16 protein-coding genes are annotated in these 18028 nt (G+C 54.9%); 7 read left to right on the forward strand and 9 right to left on the reverse strand.

The window, feature by feature from the left end; all coding sequences use genetic code 11:
• Window positions 1–26: 26 nt before the first annotated feature.
• The gene (locus CMQ96_RS03595) at window positions 27–1226 is read left to right on the forward strand and encodes an MFS transporter (RefSeq protein WP_004120066.1); all 1200 of its coding nucleotides are present in this window, start codon (window positions 27–29) and stop codon (window positions 1224–1226) included.
• A 217-nt stretch (window positions 1227–1443) separates the two neighbouring features.
• Here the strand turns inward: CMQ96_RS03595 and CMQ96_RS03600 are convergent, their stop codons facing one another.
• The 3 genes from CMQ96_RS03600 to celB are packed head-to-tail and all read right to left on the reverse strand — an operon-like array spanning window position 1444 to window position 5182.
• Window positions 1444–2901 carry a M17 family metallopeptidase gene (locus CMQ96_RS03600; RefSeq protein WP_024358103.1) on the reverse strand — a complete coding sequence of 486 codons (1458 nt, stop codon included), beginning with the start codon at window positions 2899–2901 and terminating at the stop codon, window positions 1444–1446.
• A 3-nt stretch (window positions 2902–2904) separates the two neighbouring features.
• Window positions 2905–3858: a N(4)-(beta-N-acetylglucosaminyl)-L-asparaginase gene (locus CMQ96_RS03605; protein WP_004134354.1), complete on the reverse strand. Its 954-nt coding sequence runs from the start codon at window positions 3856–3858 to the stop codon at window positions 2905–2907.
• Window positions 3859–3862: 4 nt separating this feature from the next.
• Window positions 3863–5182 carry a PTS cellobiose transporter subunit IIC gene (celB, locus tag CMQ96_RS03610; RefSeq protein ID WP_004120071.1) on the reverse strand — a complete coding sequence of 440 codons (1320 nt, stop codon included), beginning with the start codon at window positions 5180–5182 and terminating at the stop codon, window positions 3863–3865.
• A gap of 154 nt (window positions 5183–5336) precedes the next feature.
• On the opposite strand from celB, the gene CMQ96_RS03615 reads away from it, so the two are divergent.
• Window positions 5337–6185 carry a hypothetical protein gene (locus CMQ96_RS03615; protein WP_024358104.1) on the forward strand — a complete coding sequence of 283 codons (849 nt, stop codon included), beginning with the start codon at window positions 5337–5339 and terminating at the stop codon, window positions 6183–6185.
• A gap of 139 nt (window positions 6186–6324) precedes the next feature.
• Here the strand turns inward: CMQ96_RS03615 and CMQ96_RS03620 are convergent, their stop codons facing one another.
• Window positions 6325–6654 (reverse strand): NIPSNAP family protein, encoded by a 330-nt coding sequence (locus tag CMQ96_RS03620; protein ID WP_004136323.1) that lies wholly within the window; start codon window positions 6652–6654, stop codon window positions 6325–6327.
• A 288-nt stretch (window positions 6655–6942) separates the two neighbouring features.
• Between CMQ96_RS03620 and CMQ96_RS03625 the strand changes: the two genes are divergently transcribed.
• From CMQ96_RS03625 to ompC, 5 genes are all read left to right on the forward strand, one after another.
• The gene (locus tag CMQ96_RS03625) at window positions 6943–7752 is read left to right on the forward strand and encodes an ABC transporter ATP-binding protein (protein WP_004136324.1); all 810 of its coding nucleotides are present in this window, start codon (window positions 6943–6945) and stop codon (window positions 7750–7752) included.
• A gap of 24 nt (window positions 7753–7776) precedes the next feature.
• On the forward strand, window positions 7777–8733 hold the full coding sequence (locus tag CMQ96_RS03630; protein ID WP_098065921.1) for an ABC transporter substrate-binding protein: 957 nt from the start codon (window positions 7777–7779) through the stop codon (window positions 8731–8733).
• Window positions 8730–9737: an iron ABC transporter permease gene (locus tag CMQ96_RS03635; protein WP_024358107.1), complete on the forward strand. Its 1008-nt coding sequence runs from the start codon at window positions 8730–8732 to the stop codon at window positions 9735–9737. The genes CMQ96_RS03630 and CMQ96_RS03635 overlap by 4 nt, the downstream gene beginning before the upstream one ends.
• A 427-nt stretch (window positions 9738–10164) precedes the next feature.
• A complete protein-coding gene (locus tag CMQ96_RS03640; protein WP_098065923.1) occupies window positions 10165–10671 on the forward strand; it encodes a hypothetical protein in 507 nt (168 codons plus the stop codon).
• An 890-nt stretch (window positions 10672–11561) separates the two neighbouring features.
• Entirely contained in the window at window positions 11562–12647 is a 1086-nt protein-coding gene (gene ompC, locus CMQ96_RS03645) for a porin OmpC (RefSeq protein WP_004136332.1), read from the forward strand.
• 120 nt (window positions 12648–12767) lie between these two features.
• Here ompC and CMQ96_RS03650 read toward each other — a convergent pair whose 3' ends face one another.
• From CMQ96_RS03650 to CMQ96_RS03670, 5 genes are all read right to left on the reverse strand, one after another.
• Window positions 12768–14030, reverse strand: coding sequence for a PTS galactitol transporter subunit IIC (locus CMQ96_RS03650; RefSeq protein ID WP_004136334.1), 1263 nt, complete (start codon window positions 14028–14030; stop codon window positions 12768–12770).
• An 87-nt stretch (window positions 14031–14117) separates the two neighbouring features.
• Entirely contained in the window at window positions 14118–15113 is a 996-nt protein-coding gene (locus tag CMQ96_RS03655) for a 2-hydroxyacid dehydrogenase (protein ID WP_049100443.1), read from the reverse strand.
• A 16-nt stretch (window positions 15114–15129) separates the two neighbouring features.
• On the reverse strand, window positions 15130–15891 hold the full coding sequence (locus tag CMQ96_RS03660) for an SDR family NAD(P)-dependent oxidoreductase (protein WP_024358109.1): 762 nt from the start codon (window positions 15889–15891) through the stop codon (window positions 15130–15132).
• An 11-nt stretch (window positions 15892–15902) separates the two neighbouring features.
• Complete coding sequence (locus CMQ96_RS03665) at window positions 15903–17441, reverse strand: FGGY-family carbohydrate kinase (protein ID WP_004136338.1); 1539 nt, start codon at window positions 17439–17441, stop codon at window positions 15903–15905.
• 20 nt (window positions 17442–17461) lie between these two features.
• The gene (locus CMQ96_RS03670) at window positions 17462–18013 is read right to left on the reverse strand and encodes a glycerol-3-phosphate responsive antiterminator (protein WP_004136340.1); all 552 of its coding nucleotides are present in this window, start codon (window positions 18011–18013) and stop codon (window positions 17462–17464) included.
• Window positions 18014–18028: the final 15 nt, after the last annotated feature.

Raw genomic sequence — 18028 nt, forward strand, 5'->3', positions numbered from 1 at the left:
ATGTTAATTGTTCTGGAGAGATGTTTATGAGTTCCTGCATTGCAGCTGAAGAGAGCCAGGCTAACGCCAGGCCCGCGTGGCGCGCCGTCTATGCGCTGGCGCTGGGGGTGTTTGGCCTGATTGTCGCCGAGTTTCTTCCTGCCAGTTTGTTAACGCCGATGGCGGCCAGCCTGGGCGTTAGCGAAGGTATGGCGGGGCAGGCGGTGACCGCGACGGCGCTGGTGGCGTTAGTGACCGGGCTACTGATCACTACCGCGACGCGAAATATTGACCGCCGCTGGGTGCTGATGTTCTTCTCGGTTTTGCAGATTATCTCCAGCATGATGGTGGCCTTCGCCGGTTCGCTGGAGTTTTTGCTGCTGGGGCGTCTGCTGCTGGGGATCGCCATCGGCGGCTTCTGGTCGATGTCGACCGCGACCACCATGCGCCTGGTCCCGGCGGCGATGGTGCCGAAAGCGCTGGCGATTATTTTTTCCGCCGTTTCAATCGCGACGGTGGTTGCCGCGCCGCTAGGCAGCTATTTCGGCGCGCTGATCGGCTGGCGCAACGTGTTTCTTATTTGTGCGCTGCCGAGCGTGGTTGCGCTGCTCTGGCAGCTGTGGGTTCTGCCCTCCATGCGTCCGGAGAGCGCCGGCAGCTTCGCTACGCTGTTTAAGGTACTGCGCCGTCCCGGTATGATTGGCGGGATGCTGGCGACCATCCTGATTTTCAGCGGCCATTTTGCTTTCTTTACCTATCTGCGCCCGTTCCTTGAAACCGTGGCTCAGGCCAGCGTCGAAGGGGTCTCCCTGATCCTGCTCGGTTTTGGGGTAGCGAACTTTATCGGAACCTCGATTGCCGGACATCTGTTAGCCCGAAGCCTGCGCTTGACGCTGGCGCTGGTGCCGCTGGCAATGAGCGTGCTGGCGCTGATGATGGTGGCGTTCGGCCACGTGGCGCTGCTGGATGGTCTGCTGGTAGCGATGTGGGGCTTTGCTTTTGGCCTGGTGCCGGTGGGCTGGTCGACCTGGCTTGCCACCACGGTGCCGGATGAAGCGGAAAGCGCCGGCGGCCTGCTGGTGGCATCTATTCAGCTGGCGATTAGCGCCGGTGCGGCTGGCGGTGGGGCGGTGTTCGATCTCAACGGCGCGAGCGGCGTTTTTGTCGGCAGCGGCGTGCTGCTGGTCAGCGCCATGGTGATTGTGCTGTTTGCGGTAAGAGTCAAACCGGTTGTGAGCGAGGAGTAGGGCATTTCCCGGGCTACGGATCCTGCTGATTTTGTAGCCCGGATAGGTGCGCGAGCACCGCCTCCGGGAAATTCTGCTACTCCGCGCTCTTCCCCCGGGGGCGGCGCAGAGCGCCTGCCCGGGCTACAGGACCGCAGATTGCGGGTAATCCGTAGCCCGGGTAAGGCGTTTTCGCCGCAACCCGGGATAGTGCGCGAACATCGCCTCCAGGGAGACATTAAATCTCGCCGATATCGTCGAGCAGATGCTGAATCAGCAGCGGAATCGGCCGGCCGGAAGCAACGCTTTTGCCGCCTTCGCGCCACAGCGCCGTGCCGCTGACGTCGAGATGGGCCCAGGGGATCTCCGGTGGGCAGAAATGCTGTAAAAGCCAGGCGGCGGAAGCGCTGATCGCCGCATTATTGCCCGGCGTGTTGCACAGGTCGGCAATGGCGCTTTCGGTCTGTTTCTTCAGCCTGCTATCCAGCGGCAGCGACCAGACTTCGTCTCCGCTCTTCATCCCTGCCTGGGTCAACGCCGCCCGCAGCGTTTCGTTTTGCGTCATCAAACCGCTTAAATCGTAACCCAGCGCTTTAACCACCGCGCCGGTCAGGGTTGCCATATCGATAATATAGCGCGCCTGCGGATGCCGCTGGCTGGCCCAGGCAATGGCGTCGGAAAGCACCAGCCGACCTTCGGCGTCGGTGTTATTGATCTCTACCGTCAGACCGTTACAGGCCCGGGCGACGCTGCCCGGTTGCATAGCGTCGGGACCAATCGCGTTTTCCGCCAGCGCCAGAACGCCCATCGCTCGCACCGGTAGCGCCAGCTCGGCGATGCTCAGCATCAGGCCGAGGACGTTGGCCGCGCCGCACATATCGTACTTCATGGTGTACATCCCGGCGCCTTCCTTCAGCCACAGCCCGCCGGTATCAAAGGTGACGCCTTTACCGACGTAGCAGCGAACCGGGCCATCGCCGCCGCCATCATAATGTATCGCCAGCAGGCGCGGCGGACGCGCGGACCCTTTCCCCACCGCATGCAGCAGGCCGAGCCCCTGTTCAACAATCGCGTTTTCATCGAGTACTTCGCAGCGCAGAACAGGGATATCGATGCACAGACGCCGGGCCTCGTCCACCACGTACTGCGGGGTACACTGCTCCGAAGGCAGATCCGCCAGCCGTCGTGCGGCAATCATGCCGTGCGCGATCGCCTGCTGTTGACGCACAAGGGTTTCCAGCGTCGGCCGCTGTTCAGGCAGGGCGTAGAGGGCGAGCTGGCGCAGTCGTGGCCTGACGGCTTTCACCTGATGCAGGCCTAAGTCATCAAGCTGCCAGTCGAGGTTAAACAGTTCGCGCAGCGCTTTGGTTAGCGTGCCGTTGCTCTGTTCCAGCGAACAGTCGAGGATAAGCGCTTCGCTCAGCGGCTTTTTGCATAGCGGCCGCAGCGCCTCGGCCAGGCCGTCGTTCAGCGCATCCTGCCACAGCGGCCGCGGAATAAGGGTGATGCGCGCGAAGGGGGAGCAGCCGAAGCGGGTATCCGCCACCTCGCCGCGGGCGGCCTGTGCCACCATTTCCGCGAGCAGGGGACTTGAGTTGAGGGGGGCCTGGGTTAACAGCGTGCTGCCGGGCCAGGTCACCAGATGCGCGCCATGGCAGGCGCTATCCAGTCGGTTGATAAAGCGGTAATCCAGCATGACTTACTCCTCGATGGGGGCGCGAATACGTGCGGCGTAGGCCTGCATCCATTCGTCGTCCACCGGACGGTAGTGGGTTTTCTCCTGCACGCGCTCGGCGCAAAACACGGTGAGCGGCTGGGTCGCGCTGGCGACGACAAAGGAGAAGGTTTTGATATTGGTGGCGGCGCCGAATTCGCCGCGGCGGTTCATGCACACCACCGAAAGGTCGCCCGCGCGGCCAAAGCGCGACATCAGTTTGTCTTCCAACTCGTAGACTACCGAGTCCGCCGCCTGTTGCGGCGTCATTCCCTGGGCCATGCGCCGGACGATTTCGTAGCTGGCGCAACCCTTCATCAGATCTTCACCGACGCCGGTGGCCGTGGCGGCGCCGGTCTCGCTATCGCAGTAGAAGCCTGAGCCGATAATCGGCGAATCGCCCAGCCGCCCGCGTTTTTTCATAAACAGGCCGCTGGTGGAGGTGGCGACGCTCATGGAACCCTGTTTGTCGAGACCGATAATGCCCACGGTATCGTGGCCGTCGTAGGGGCTGAGGCCTTTATCCAGCGTTTCGCGGCAGCGTTTGCGGTAGTGCTGCATGGCCCGCTCGGTCAGCATTGATTTGGCGGCGAAGCCCTGGCTTATGGCCCACTCTCGGGCGCCCTGGCCGACCAGCAGGCTGTTATAGCGCTGGCGGCTGAGGGCGTGGGCGACTTTAACCGGGTTGGCGATATCCACCAGGTTGCCGACCGCGCCGAAGGCCAGGGTATCGCCATCCATAAAGGCGGCATCCAGTTCGACCTCGCCGTTTTCCGTCGGCAAACCGCCGTAGCCTACCGATTTGTACAGCGGAAAATCTTCTACCGCCGCCACCGCATTGACCACGGCGCTGGCGGTGTCAGCGCCGGAGGCCAGCGCCGTCGCGGCTTCGGTTACGCCTTCCAGCGCCATTCGCCAGGTGGCAATCATTCCCCACATTGGTTTACTCCTGTTTAGCAAGCGTGTTGTCCGTTTCGGCTCGGGCGGTGATTTCCGCGGCGCGATACTGCTTATCGACGATGCGCATGAAGGGCAGGTACAGCATGGCGCCAATCAGCAAATTAAGGATCTGCATCACGCTGCCGCTAAGATGCCCGGTGACGATAAAACCGCTGATCACCGGCGGCAGCGTCCAGGGGATAAAGACCCCGGTGGTGACGGCCACTGCGCCGATTTTCATCGCTGCGTACTGCACGGTGACCAGCACCAGCGGCACGAGGTTAAACGGGATCAGCATGATCGGGTTCATGATCACCGGCAGGCCAAAGAGGATAGGCTCATTGATATTAAAAATGGAGGCGCCGGCGCCGAGGCGGGCGACTTCGCGCATATTTTTGCTGCGGGCGAAAATCAGCATCGCAATGACCAGCGACAGCGTTGCGCCCGCGCCCCCCATCCAGATCATGTCGAAGAACTGCTCGGTAATAATGTGCGGCGGAGTGACGCCAGCCTGAATAGCCGCGATGTTATCGGTCTGATTTTCCATCCACAGCGGACGAATAATGCCGTTAATCATCGAACCGGAGTTGATGCCGACCGACCATAGAATGGTAATGCTGAAAACGGTCATCAGCGCGCCGAAGTAGGAGGTACCGTAATGGCGTACCGGCGAGGCGACGACTTCATAAATAAACTGGTGGATGGTGGCGTAGTGGGTGTGCTCAAACCCGATACGAATCGCCAGGATCAGAATCATTACCAGCAGCGCCGGGATCAGCGCGGCGAACGACTCCTGCACCGCGGGCGGCACCCCGTCCGGCATCTTAATCACCAGCTTCTTGCGCTTAAGCCAGCAGAACAGTTCGGTCCACAGCAGCGAACCGATCATGGCGACGAATAATCCTTTGGTGCCGATCCATTCCACGGGGATCACCGTGATGCCGCCGTTTTCAGCGACTTTAATAAATGGCGTGAGGATCAGAAACCCCACCAGCGAAAGGATGCCGCAGGAGATGCGGTCATCGCCGTAATGCTCCGCCAGACGATAGGCCACCAGGAAGCTGATAAACAGCGACATCGTCGAAAAGACCGCGTTGAACGGAATTTCGATAATCGCGCTCCAGCTGGCGCCGAAGGTGCTGGCCATAAACTGCTGATAGCTCTGGTTGGGGAACGACGAGATCACCAGCAGAATAGAACCGACAATAATAAAAGGCATAAATGAAACATAGGCGCCGCGAATAGCGCCGAGGTGACGCTGTTGGGCGGTTTTCGCCGCCAGCGGCATCAGTTTGGCTTCAAGAAATCCCAGAACATTGTTCATTGTGAACTCCGTACAAGATCGACAGGGGATGAGTGTGTTATCTATGGCGGATTATGAGAGAAAGCGGTGGGCTTAAAGGTGAAGCGGTTCACATTGTGTTCTCTACAATAATATATATCTCATATGATTGGTTATATTTTCTGTCGAGGATCGTATGGAAATTAAGCTGCACGCCAACGCAACCACCACGCCAAGAACGCGCAAATATCTTCAGGAATCGACCAAAAGCGACCGCGAACTGGCGCAGGAACTGGGGATTTCTATTACTACGGTGCGCCGCTGGCGCAACCGCAGCCAGATTTCCGATAACCACACCACGCCGCATTTGATACACAAAGTATTGAGACAAGAGCAGGAGAACCTGATAAATGCCCTGCGCGATGCGCTGCGCGCGCCGCTGGATGAGCTGCTGTTTATGGTGAATGAGGGGCTGGGCATCGCCATCTCTCGGGCCACCCTGAACCGCTATCTGCGCCCGGCCCATGAGGGGCGGAAAAGCGCCGCGCCGCAGGGAAAGAAAGCGTTAAAGGCAGGGATGCGCGCCGATACCCTGACGCTGCACTACCGCCAGCTGGCGCTGTCGATGGACGACGGTGGTGAACATCATCTGCTCTGGGCGCAGGAGCCGATCAGCGGCTGGTGCTTTGGCCGCATCTATTCGGGGATCTCGCCCGCGCTGGTCGATAGCTGGCTGAGCCAGGCGCTGGACGCCTGTCCGGCGCGGATACAATGTCTTGAGATTTATGCTCATGCCGGCTTTCAGCCCGCGCGCGCGGATCTGTCGTGCGCAACGGTGGCGATGGCGGAGAGCGGGGCGGTGCAGCTTAGCGAGCGATTAGCCGACGTTATTCCGGCGCTGGACGAACCGGATGCGACGCTGCAGCGGCTGTGCGCGCTGTGGAACCAGGGACGGACGCAAAAAAAGCTCGGCAACAACACGCCGCAGGGCTTTCTTGCGTCGCTGAATCACAACTCATGGCGGAGTCAGGGGGACGCGCAGTAGCCGCATTTTTGCCGGGTTACACTGACTCATCGTTGGCACGGTAAGGCGTCGGCCGCCAGCGGGCAACGCCTGCAACCCATGAATGTCTGCGCCAGAAAAAACGAACCGCCGCCGGCTCAGCCGTTGTTGCCCGCGCGGGTCAGCCGTTTCGCAGGCCATCAATCGCGCTGTCGCTCAGCTCCATCACCGTTTTTACGCTGACGCTGATTTTATCGATGATGGCCTGTCGCGGGCCTTCGCGCCACGCCGGGCTACGATAGAAGCGCTCCTGCGAGGTATTTAAATGCGTCAGGTCGTCATAGGCCCGTATCAGATAATAAGCGTCGTTGTCCTCGACTGAGTTGCCGAAGGCGACGATATCCATGCCGGCTGCACGGTGGCAGGGCGCGCTTTGTTCTTTCATTAGCCGGTGAAAATCGTTCCCGGAACCCGGTTTAAGGGTATAAAGCAAAAACTCTACCGTTTTCATCCTGACATTTCCTGTGCAAATCCGTTGAAGGTTGCAGCAATACACCACAGCGCCGCGCTGAGCACAACTCCCCATGTTTCGGCGCTTGGCTTTGGCCAGCCCCGAAGAGCAGTTGCAAATCATCGTTAATAATTGTTATGTTATAATATAACAATTAAAGCATTATAAAATATGTGACTATTCACCTTTCTTTTTAAATGATAATGATTATCATCTATTTTCTGCGGTGAAAATGAACAAGAGAGTGCGTTTCGCTAATCCGCGCTTAAGAGCAAGGGAGAACGGCTAATGGAGGAGAGTTTGACAAAGGGTGGTACGACCAATGTCCCGGTGCTTAGCGTCAGTATCGCATCGTTGCCGCGTCCCGGCGGCGGGGACATTCTCGCCGACATTCATTTTAGTGCCGGTAAAGGGGAGTGCCTGGCGGTCATTGGCCCGAACGGCAGCGGAAAAACCTCTTTATTGCGCGCGATAGATCATGAACTGACGGTGCGGGAGGGCGACGTTCGCTTATATGGCCGCTCCGTCTCCGCATTAACCCGGCAGCAGCGGGCCCGGCAGATAGCGGTACTGGCGCAGAACGACGCCCCTGATATGCGTCTGGCGCTTGAGGATTATGTCGCTCTTGGACGTATTCCCCACGCCCGGGATATGTCACGGCGCGAACATGAAAGCATCGTAACCCGGGCGATTAACGATACGGGATTGCAGAAGCTGCGCACGCGCTCGCTCTCCGCGTTATCCGGCGGCGAGCGACAGCGGGCGGCGCTGGCGCGGGTGCTGGCCCAGTCGCCAAAACTGGTGCTGCTGGATGAACCGACCAACCACCTCGATCCGCAGGCCAGGGTAGAACTGCTGGCATTAGTGAAAAGCCTGGGGATCACGGTCGTTGCGGTACTGCACGATCTTTCCCTGATTGAGTCCTTTGCCGACCGGGTTTTGCTTTTATCGCAAGGGCGCGCCCTGGCCTGGGACGTGCCGGAGCGCGTACTGGTTTCAGAACGGCTTTACCCGGTCTTTGGCTTGACCAGCTTTACCGTACCGCATCCCGAAACGGGGAAAGCGCTGCGGATTTTCGAGGTTCCGGGCTATGCGTAATACATTATTGAAGGATAACGAAGCATGAAAAAAGGGTTTGCAGGCATGATGGCGGTTCTTTCCATTTCAGCGGCGAGCGCGGCTGATTTCCCCGTCACTATTGAGAGCTGCGGAACGCCGGTGACCTTCACCCAGGCGCCGAAAAGGGCGGTTATACACGACCTGAATATGTCTGAAATGGCTTTTGCTCTCGGGTTGCAGGACCGCATCGTGGGCTTAACCGGCATTACCGGGTGGTACAAAATGACCCCGGAATTTAAACACCAGATGGGAGCCATTCCCGAGCTGGCGCCAAAATATCCCTCTCTGGAAACGCTGCTGGCGGTGAATCCTGATTTCTTTTTCGCAGGCTGGAATTACGGCATGAAGGTCGGCGGCGAGGTCACGCCTTCCGTGCTCGATAAATACGGCATCAAAACCTTTGTGCTGAGCGAGAGCTGCGTCTTTACCGCGGAGCATAAACGTAAAGCGAGTATGGACCTGCTGTACAACGATGAGCTGACGCTGGGCAAAATTTTTGGCAAGCGGCATGAGGCCCAGACGCTGGTTGACGGCTGGAAGAAAGCGCTGAACGCGTTGCCTAAGCCGCCGCGGGGCGTACAGCCATTGAAAGTGTTTGTCTATGACTCTGGCGAAGATAAGCCCTTTACCAGCGGGCGGTACGCCATGCCGACCGCGATTATTGAAGCGGCCGGAGGGAAAAACGTGATGGACGGCCTGGCGATGAGCTGGGGAACCACCTCCTGGGAGAGCGTGGCGACGGCGGAGCCTGACTTTATTATTCTTCTCGATTATCAGACCGGCAGCGGCGCTGATTCGCTGCGCCGTTTCCTCGAAAATCATCCGTTAATGAAGCAGACACCGGCGGTGAAGCAGCAGCGCTACCTGAAGCTGCAGTATGCTGAATTGACGCCCGGCCCGGCGAATATCAACGCGGCGGAAAAGCTGGCTCATGCGCTGTATCCAGCGGCTAACCAATGAGGGGCACTCAATTTCGTTACTGCTGGGCAATGTGGGGCGCGCTGCCGCTGTTAGCCGGTTTGATGCTGCTCAGCGTTGCCAAAGGGAGCGTACCGCTATCGCTGGCCCAGGTTCTTGGAGCCTTGCGGCTGCTGGATGTGCCGGTATCGGAGATGATCGGGCGTATTGTCATTGATTTACGCGTGCCGAGAACGCTGCTCTCGGTGCTGGCGGGCGCCGTGTTGGCCATCGTGGGCGGCCTTTTACAGACCACCACGCGCAACGATCTGGCCGATCCTTTTTTATTTGGTCTCTCCTCCGGCGCATCGGCGGGCGCGGTGCTGGTGATTACCCGATTCGGCGAGCGGCTTGGCGCGCTGACGCTGCCGGTATCGGCATTCGTTGGCGGCCTCTGCTCGGCGGTGGCGGTGATGCTGCTGTTTCATTTTAAAAAGCAGCGCGGCGCCGAACACTTAGTGATTTGCGGGTTGGCGATCTCCTTTTTATTCGGCGCGCTGACCAGCTATCTGATTTTCTCCGGCGATCAGCGGGCCGCCAGTTCGGTACTGTTCTGGTCGTTGGGAGGGCTTGGTCTGGCGCGCTGGGATAATTTACCGTATGCCGTATTCAGTCTGCTGTTTCTCGGCGCGTTCGTACTGTTACGCTGGCGCTCGCTGGATGGCTTACTGGCCGGCGAGCAGACCGCGCAGTCGCTGGGTATTAACGTTGGCCGCCTGAGAATGGAGGTTTTTTTCTGCTGCGCGCTGGCCACCTCGCTGCTGGTGGCTTTAACCGGAGTGATTGGCTTTATCGGCCTGATGGTGCCGCATATGTGCCGCTACTTTTCCGGCGTCAAACATCTGTTGCTGCTTCCTTTATGCGGCCTGTGGGGGGCCGTGCTCCTGTGCGGCGGCGACATTGTCAGCAGGACGCTGTTGGCCCCGCAGGAGCTGCCGATTGGGATCATTACGGCCGGAATCGGCGGATTGTTTATCATTATCCTGCTTGCCAGAAACCGGGCGTAAACTTCTTCGCGCCGGGTCATCACCCGGCGCAGACTTAAACGAATGGCAAATAAACATTGGTAAAATGAATAAACGCTTTACGTTCCTTCGCGGGTAGTCTTGTTAATGTGAAATAATATTTCGATAAATATATTTATTTGATTTAATCAATCGAATTTACATAAAATATCAGTGTATTATTCTGCTTGTTGCGCTTATTCCGATGTCTAATGAGAAAATTCTTAAAATAATGATTGATTGAATCGCCGTGCGCGGGCTGACGCAAAATTAATCAGTGCGGTTATTGCGGGATTTTTCTGAAAAGCGCGCGTCTGGACAATAAATATTAAACAAACTTATAATTCACCCACTTCACTCATGGGTATATCCCCATGGCGCGTATTTTCGCCTTTTTATAAGGATTATTCGGCTTTCGTGAGGGAAAGGAATGGTGACGATTGTCAGCCACAATCATTTTTTTAAAAAAGCCATGCGGCTGAAAATAAATGACGTAAAAGCGGCGAAGCAGGCGAATCTGGTCGATTTGTGCTTAACAAGGTACCCAACCAGCAGGCGCGCGCAGTTTCATTTTCTGATTAACAGCTTTGAAATGAAAAAGAATTTTGTTTGCTTTAAGGTCGAAGATAATATTGTTTGTTTGATAAATAAGAGGCGCACCGCGCATATCGCCAATATCATCGACAGGGTAACTGACGGGATCCCGGTGGGGGAAGATATCACTTTAACAGAGCGAGAGTTTCAGTATATTTTTGTAATGAAGTTTAACGTGCTGGCAAAGGATTATCCGGAACTGCTCGGCATTTCACCGAAGGCTTATAGCTGCAATAAAAGAAAAATAATTCAAAAGTTTGGCTTTCATTCATTTCATGCGCTACTGGCGCTGTCTAATTATTTACACGCTTTTTCGCTGATCGATAAATTCATGCCGGAGTAATTGCCGCACGTTACCGTTATCTGTGCACTTTCATTTTATTTTTCCGCCTGCGGCGCTTTTCAGGATGGACACGTTGAGCCAACGTGTCTCATATCATTACCCGGAACCGGTGAAGAGGGATAACCACTCTCCTGGGCTTCATTTGCTTATCTGACCGATGGTTTGAATCAAACGCAGCCGTTTAGCCGTCTTTTCACCTCTCTGGCGATGTCGGCTGGCGACTCCCGCCCAGCCTTCGTCCCGCCGTCATCGGCCTTAACATATTCGCCTCCATCGCGTTCCGATAGGCATAATCCTTTGGACTCTTCCAGAACTATATTTATTCATCACTTCCCCATCCCTTGAAAAAACTGTCGTGACTATCCCTTTCACAAAAAGATTAAACAAACCTTAAACCGCAGTGCTATAATCTCCATGAGTTTTGTCAAGAAATCAAAATAACGTAGAGGGTACCCATAACACCAGGTTTTATTTTAAGGGGAAAAGTCTGAATATACCTTATAAAGGAAGTTATGGAGAATGAATCTGTTTATGGATGAGAATATTCGCATTGATATTAAAATTATAACTATATGATTTTGCTGTCATTTAACAAAATGCAATCTTTAATTTATCTTATCATTAGAATTTACTTATAGAAAATCGTCTCCTTTAGTTAAATCTTCTGATTTAACCGGTTGCAACGGATCTTATTCAGAATAATTACAGGTCAGCGGTAAGATTAATTGATCAAGGTCAATTAACAACCCCTGACGCCGTCACAATTATCGGCATTGGCATAAAAACCAGGAACTTTTAATTTTAAGTCTCTTTGCGAATTATCGCATAATAGGTTCGCTCAGAAGGCATCTGAGATTTGATATTTTATTAATAGTTAGGGACGAAATAATATGAAATTAAAATTACTTACAGTGGCCGTCTCTACACTTCTTGCTGCAGGAACCGTGCAGGCAGCAGAGGTGTATAACAAGGACGGAAACAAACTCGACCTCTACGGGAAAGTGACCGGCCTGCATTACTTCTCCAGCGATAAGTCTGAAGATGGCGATCAGACCTATGCGCGTCTGGGCTTCAAAGGTGAAACGCAGATCAATGACCAGCTGACCGGCTACGGCCAGTGGGAATATAACTTCAGCGCCAATAACGTTGAAGGCGACAATTCCGGCGACAAAACGCGTCTCGCCTTCGCTGGCCTGAAGTTCGGCGAATATGGTTCACTGGACTACGGGCGTAACTATGGTGTCGCCTATGACATCGGCGCCTGGACCGATATGCTGCCGGAGTTCGGCGGCGATACCTGGACGCAAACTGACGTCTTCGCCACCGCGCGTACCACCGGCGTTGCTACCTACCGTAACAACGGTTTCTTCGGGCTGGTTGATGGTCTGAATATCGCCGTACAGTATCAGGGTAAAGAAGAGGGTAACGGTCGCGATTTGGCGAAACAGCATGGCGATGGCTGGGGGCTGGCCTCTACCTATGAGTACGAAGGTTTTGCCGCAGGCGCAGCCTACGCGGCGTCCGATCGTACCGATGCGCAGGTTAAAGCGGGTCGCGACAATCCGAACGCATACGCTCGCGGCGAGAAAGCGGAAGTATGGGCGGCCGGTCTGAAGTATGACGCCAACAACCTCTACCTGGCGACCACCTATGCTGAAACCCGCAATATGACGAAGTTCGGTAGCGGCTATATCGCCAATACCGCGCAGAACTTTGAAGTCGTGGCCCAGTATCAGTTCGATTTTGGCCTGCGTCCGTCCATCGCCTACCTGAAATCGAAAGGCAAAGATCTGGGCCGCTACGGCGACCAGGATCTGGTTGAATACCTTGATGTCGGCGCGACTTACTACTTCAATAAAAACATGTCTACCTATGTGGACTACAAAATCAACCTGCTGGATGAGACGAAATTCACCAACGATGCCAAAATCAGTACCGACAACATCGTTGCCGTGGGTATGACCTACCAGTTCTAAGCACAGACGTCCATTGTGCCATGCCTGCCAGCTTACCCTCCTGGCAGGCATTTTTAATGACGGACGGGGCGAAAAAAGCCCGACGCCGTTTCCCGCGCCGGGTAGAGTGAGAAGGGCGATTTATGGCGCGGTACTGAAAAACTCGCCGAATTTTAGCGCCAGCCAGCCAACCGGCGTGGTTGCTCCGCCAACGATATTGGTAATTTCAGACATGCCTTCCGGTACCGGAATATGAGAGTTGACCGCGGCCTGGGTATACTCGTGCGAAATATCCGTCCCAACGTACAAAATACAACTGACCACCAGGGTGCCGGTAATGAACATGCGAAACATGTTGCGCTTGCAAAACGGCGTTACCATTGCCAGCAGGAACATCAGTGAGGCCAGATCGACAAACGGCAGCACGCGGTTGCCCGGCAGAATAATCGCCAGCACCACCGCCATGGGGATCAACAGCAGTCCGGTCGCCAGCACCGAGGGTTCGCCTATAAGCAGCGCGGTATCCATGCCGATATAGAAGTCGCGGTCAGGAAACTTAGCCTTCAGCTTCGCTTCGGCGGCGTCGCGCACGATCAGCAGGCCCTGAACCAAAATTTCGATCATTTTCGGCAGCAGCAGCATGGCGGCGGAAACTTTAATCGCCAGCGAGACCGCAGCGGAAACGTCGTATCCCGCAAGGAAGGCCAGCAGCAGCCCCAGCACGAAGCCCAGAGTCAGCGGTTCACCAAAGACGCCGAATTTTTTATTAATACTTTCCGGGTCGAAATTAATTTTATTGATCAGCGGGATCTTATCAATAATGTAGTTACAGGCAATCCCAAAGGGGACGTAGGTTATACAGGTAAGATGGGGAAACGAAATCCCCTGGAGATTATAGTTTTTTTGTAAATAGGGAGCGGTTAAATCCGCCGCCAGCAGGGTTAAGATAAATATACCGAAGGTGATACCGACGGAGAGCCAGTAGTTACCGGTTCCGGCATACACCACCGAACCCATAATCAGGAAAATCCAGTAGTTAAATATATCAATATTTACCGTTTTGGTTAATTTCAGCAGCAGCATGGCGATATTGATAACGATAAACCCCACCACCACCGGCAGCATCAGCGGCGAACCCCAGCCGATAGTCGAGGCGGTCGGCCAGCCGGTATCCACCACCGTCAGGTGCAAACCGATACGCTCGACCATGGCCTGCGACGCCGGGCCAAGGTTGGTCAACAGCAGACCGATCACCAGACCCACCCCTTCAAAACCGATCCCCACCAGCATCCCGGCTTTAAATGCGGTGCCCACTTTTACGCCAAAGCACAGTGCGATAATAAAGAATATTACTGGCATCATTACTGATGCCCCCAGACTAATAATGCTGTTGATAATATCCATAATATTTCCTTAAAAGGCGGCCGAATTGGGCGCGAGCGAACCCGTGCCCAATGGGCCCGATAAAAGCGTAACTGGCTCTTTTAATCGTTAACCGATTTTTTTCAGCAAGATCTCAGAAAAAAGCTTCGGCGAATTGCTGAAGGCATCAATAGTACTGCCGGCGATATGCGGCGTTATCGTGACGTTATTCAGCGAATAAAACGCGCTATCGTCCGGCAGGGGTTCATCATCAAAAGTGTCGAGGGCGGCGCCCATGATTTTACCAGCCCGAAGCGCGGCAATCAGATCGGCTTCGTTAATGAGGCCGGAGCGAGCCGTGTTGACGATAATGGCGCTCTCCTTCATCAAGTCGAAATGATGCGCGTTGATCAGGTTTTCGGTTTCCGCCGTCATGCGGGCGTGCAGCGAAATCACATCCGCACGTCGAACCAGCTCATCAAGAGAATCCACCTTTTCATAGCTGTCATGGCCAGCGACGTACTTATCGTAAAAGATAATCTCGCTGCCAAAACCGCGCAGGAAGCCAGCCACCAGCTGAGCGATATGCCCCAGCCCGACCAGACCTACCACTTTGCCGCCCAGTTCAGGAATGGCCCGGTAGTTAGGGCTCTCTTTGCGCCAGAACTTATCGCGCAGCGCATCGTGCGAGCGGGCGATGTTGCGCATCTCCGCCAGAATCATGCCGACGGTAAACTCAGCCACGCTACGGGCATTACGCCCCGGCGTGTTCATCACTTCAATCCCGCGCGCTTTGGCCTCCGCCTGATTAACGTTTTCAATGCCGCCGCGCAGCACGCCGACGTATTTAAGCTTTGGCAGCTTGTCGAATACCGCCGCGTTAACCGGGGCGAACTGGACTATCAGGATCTCCGTCTCCTCAGCGCCCTGAAGCAGGGCGGCAGGCAGCGCCAGCGCCTCTGAACCTTGCTGTTCCACCAGCAAATTATCCTCCTGCAGTTTTTCAATCGACTCGTGCGACCACTCGCGCACTTCCACTGCAATACCTTTATCTTTCAGCGCGTTCAGACCCGCGTCCATCATCGCTGCATTGATAAAAAGATCGGCAATTGCCAGACATTTCATAGACATTCTCCATAAGTTAACGCATCAACATACCGCCGGTGACATCCAGAGTCGCTCCCGTCATATAGCTGGTTTTCGGAGAGACCATGAAGACGCCGATATCGGCAATTTCGTGCGGCTGGGCCACCCGGCCCACCGGAATACGGCTGACGTAATAGTCAGGATTCTGTTCAATGTTTTTACGGATCATCGCGGTATCCATAATGCCGACGGCGATGTTGTTGACATTGATTTTCTGTTTCGCCACTTCGCGCGCCAGCGAAATGGCGAATGCCACCAGGCCCGCTTTACTGGCCGCGTAATGAGCATGACCGGTGGTCGAACCGTGAAAGGCCGCCTGAGAGGTGATATTCAGAATGCTGCCGGCCCGATCTTTCGCCAGGCAGTGGTTTACAAACAGCTGGCTCAGGTGGAATACCGCCTTCAGGTTGATGTTCATCACCTTATCCCAGTCCTGTGGGGTAATTTCAGTAACGTAGCCGCTCAGCCAGATCCCGGCGTTATTGACCAGAATATCGGCATTTCCCAGGCGGTCGATACAGGTGGCGAACAGATTCTCACGGCTTTGCTCGTCGGAAAGATCGGTTTTCACCGCAACGATCTCGACGTTGGTAGTGCTTTTCACCGTTTCGACCAGCAGTTCAGGGTGCTCGTCTTCATGCATATAGGTGAAGCAGATATTGACTCCTTCTCTGGCGAGGGAAAGGACAAACTCTTTGCCGAGGCCCGTAGCGCCTCCGGTAACGATAGCCGTGCGGTGGTGTAAATTCAGATCCATACTTTCCTCGCTTAATGCGTGATGTAGTTGCTGCAGCTTTTCCACGGAGACTGCATTTCCGCTAACAGATTTTTGTAGAGCTGATACTTATCCTGATAGACCTTGTTGTTGTCGGGGTTCGGCGTGACGGTTCGCGAGACGCGCACCATTGCATTTGAGGCGTCGAAAACGTCATCAAACCAGCCAACCATCACCGCCGCGGTCATCGCGGTGCCGAGCGTGCCGTGCTCTTTCACGTCGACAATTTCCAGCGTGGACTGAAAAATGTCGGCAAATACCTGTAACCAAACCGGAGAGTGGGTGACGCCGCCTGCAATCCGAATGGTGCGGCTTAACTGTGGGTTGATGTTGCGTAAACGTTCGGTGTGATAAAGGTGGCTGAAGGCGACGCCTTCATAGATAGCGCGCAGAAAATGCGCTTTTTTATGGAAACTATTCAGGCCGATAAACCCCGCAGAAGCATCCGGGATGGTGTTAGAGCCGAAGACAAACGGGAAGAACAGCAGGTGGCTCTCAGCGGGCGTCGTTGTGGAAACCAGCTCATTGCACAGATCGTAGACGGACATACCTTGCGCGGAAGCGGCCGCGCGATCGCCCTCCATAAAGTTATTGATAAACCACTCCAGATTGCTGGCGGAAGTGGGGCTGGCCTCGGTGATTAGCCATTTACCCTCAATCGGATAGATCGAGGTCATAAACAGATCCTGGTCAATAACCGGATGGTCGGTCACGTATTCGTTAATGCTCCAGGTCCCGGTAATAATAGCCAGCTTATCCAACGTATTGATCCCGGAAGCCACGGAAGAAGCCGAGATATCAAAAACGCCGCCGGAAACCGGCGTCCCGGCGCACAAACCGGTCAGCTGCGCCACCTCGTCGGTTATGTAGCCGCAGCAATCGGTGGAGCGTTTAATCGGCGGAAGCTTGTCGCGCAGATCGCCGAGCCCCCACCAGGCCAGCAGCGAGGCGTCATAGTCGCGGTCGCGAACGTTAATCAGGTTGGTTCCTGAGATATCGGTAAGTTCGAGAAAAGCTTCACCGGTCAGGTAAAAACGAATCAGATCTTTGACCATGAAAATGTAGCGCGCTTTGTTCAGCGTTTCCGGCTCGTACTCTTTTAGCCAGGCGAGGAGGGCGACGGGCTGCCCGGCCCAGATGGACTGCATGGTTTTGGGCAAAATATCGCTAACGAACGTCGGCTCGCGGTACCACTTTTCAACCCAGGCCTTAGCCCGGCTGTCGGTGGAGATAATTCCGTTGCGCACCGGGGCACCGGTTTCATCCACCATATACAGCCCGTTGCCGTGGCCGGTTACCGCCACGCCTTTGATTTGGCTGGCGTCGATACCCGACTGCGCGATGGCTTTTTTAATGACTTCAACGTTAGCCGCCCAGAGTTCGTTGATATCGCGCTCGGTATGAAATTCTTTTGGCGTCAGCATTTGCGTTGACTGCGACGCGATAGCGACCACGTTGCCGCTTCGATCGTAAATCGCCGCTTTTGTAACGGTTCCGCCATTATCAATGCCCATGACATAGTGTTCTTTCATTCGCGTGGACTCCTTATGAGTTACCATAATCCGGGTTCGCTGCTGGTAATTCCTTTAAATCCGGCATGGAATATTTTATCTACAAGGTATTTCCGCTTAACAAAGCCTCCGGCGATGAATATCACGTCAAAGCCTTTTAAATTCCGGCTAATCAATTCCAGACACTGGCAGGCATATTCAGCAGGTAAGATCTCAATGGCATCCGGCGGGTTATGCTTAACAATATCGATGGACTGATCCAGCGAACGTGAGTCGATCAGCAGTACCCGAAAGATAGTTAACAATCCCTCTTTTTTTGCATGGCGTAGGGCCGAGAGATTGGAAGAAATAACACCATCAACCTTGTAGTAATTTTTGAGCAGACTAATCCCCGCCTGGTCGGGTTTAAAACCGCCCAATAGCTCCAGGTGAATAAGTACTTTTTTGCCGCTTTGATGACATTTACCAATCAGCGACTGTAAGTTGCCGATATTCGCTTCGGATAACAGTACGTATTCTGATGAACAAGACAGCGCCTGCTCAAAATGTTTATATTTTCTGACGGAAGGAATGATGGTGTTATTTAAGTGCATATTAATACCCGTATG

It is taken from the genome of Klebsiella sp. MBT K-1, from assembly GCF_002556465.1.
Classification (GTDB): Bacteria; Pseudomonadota; Gammaproteobacteria; order Enterobacterales; family Enterobacteriaceae; genus Klebsiella; species Klebsiella grimontii.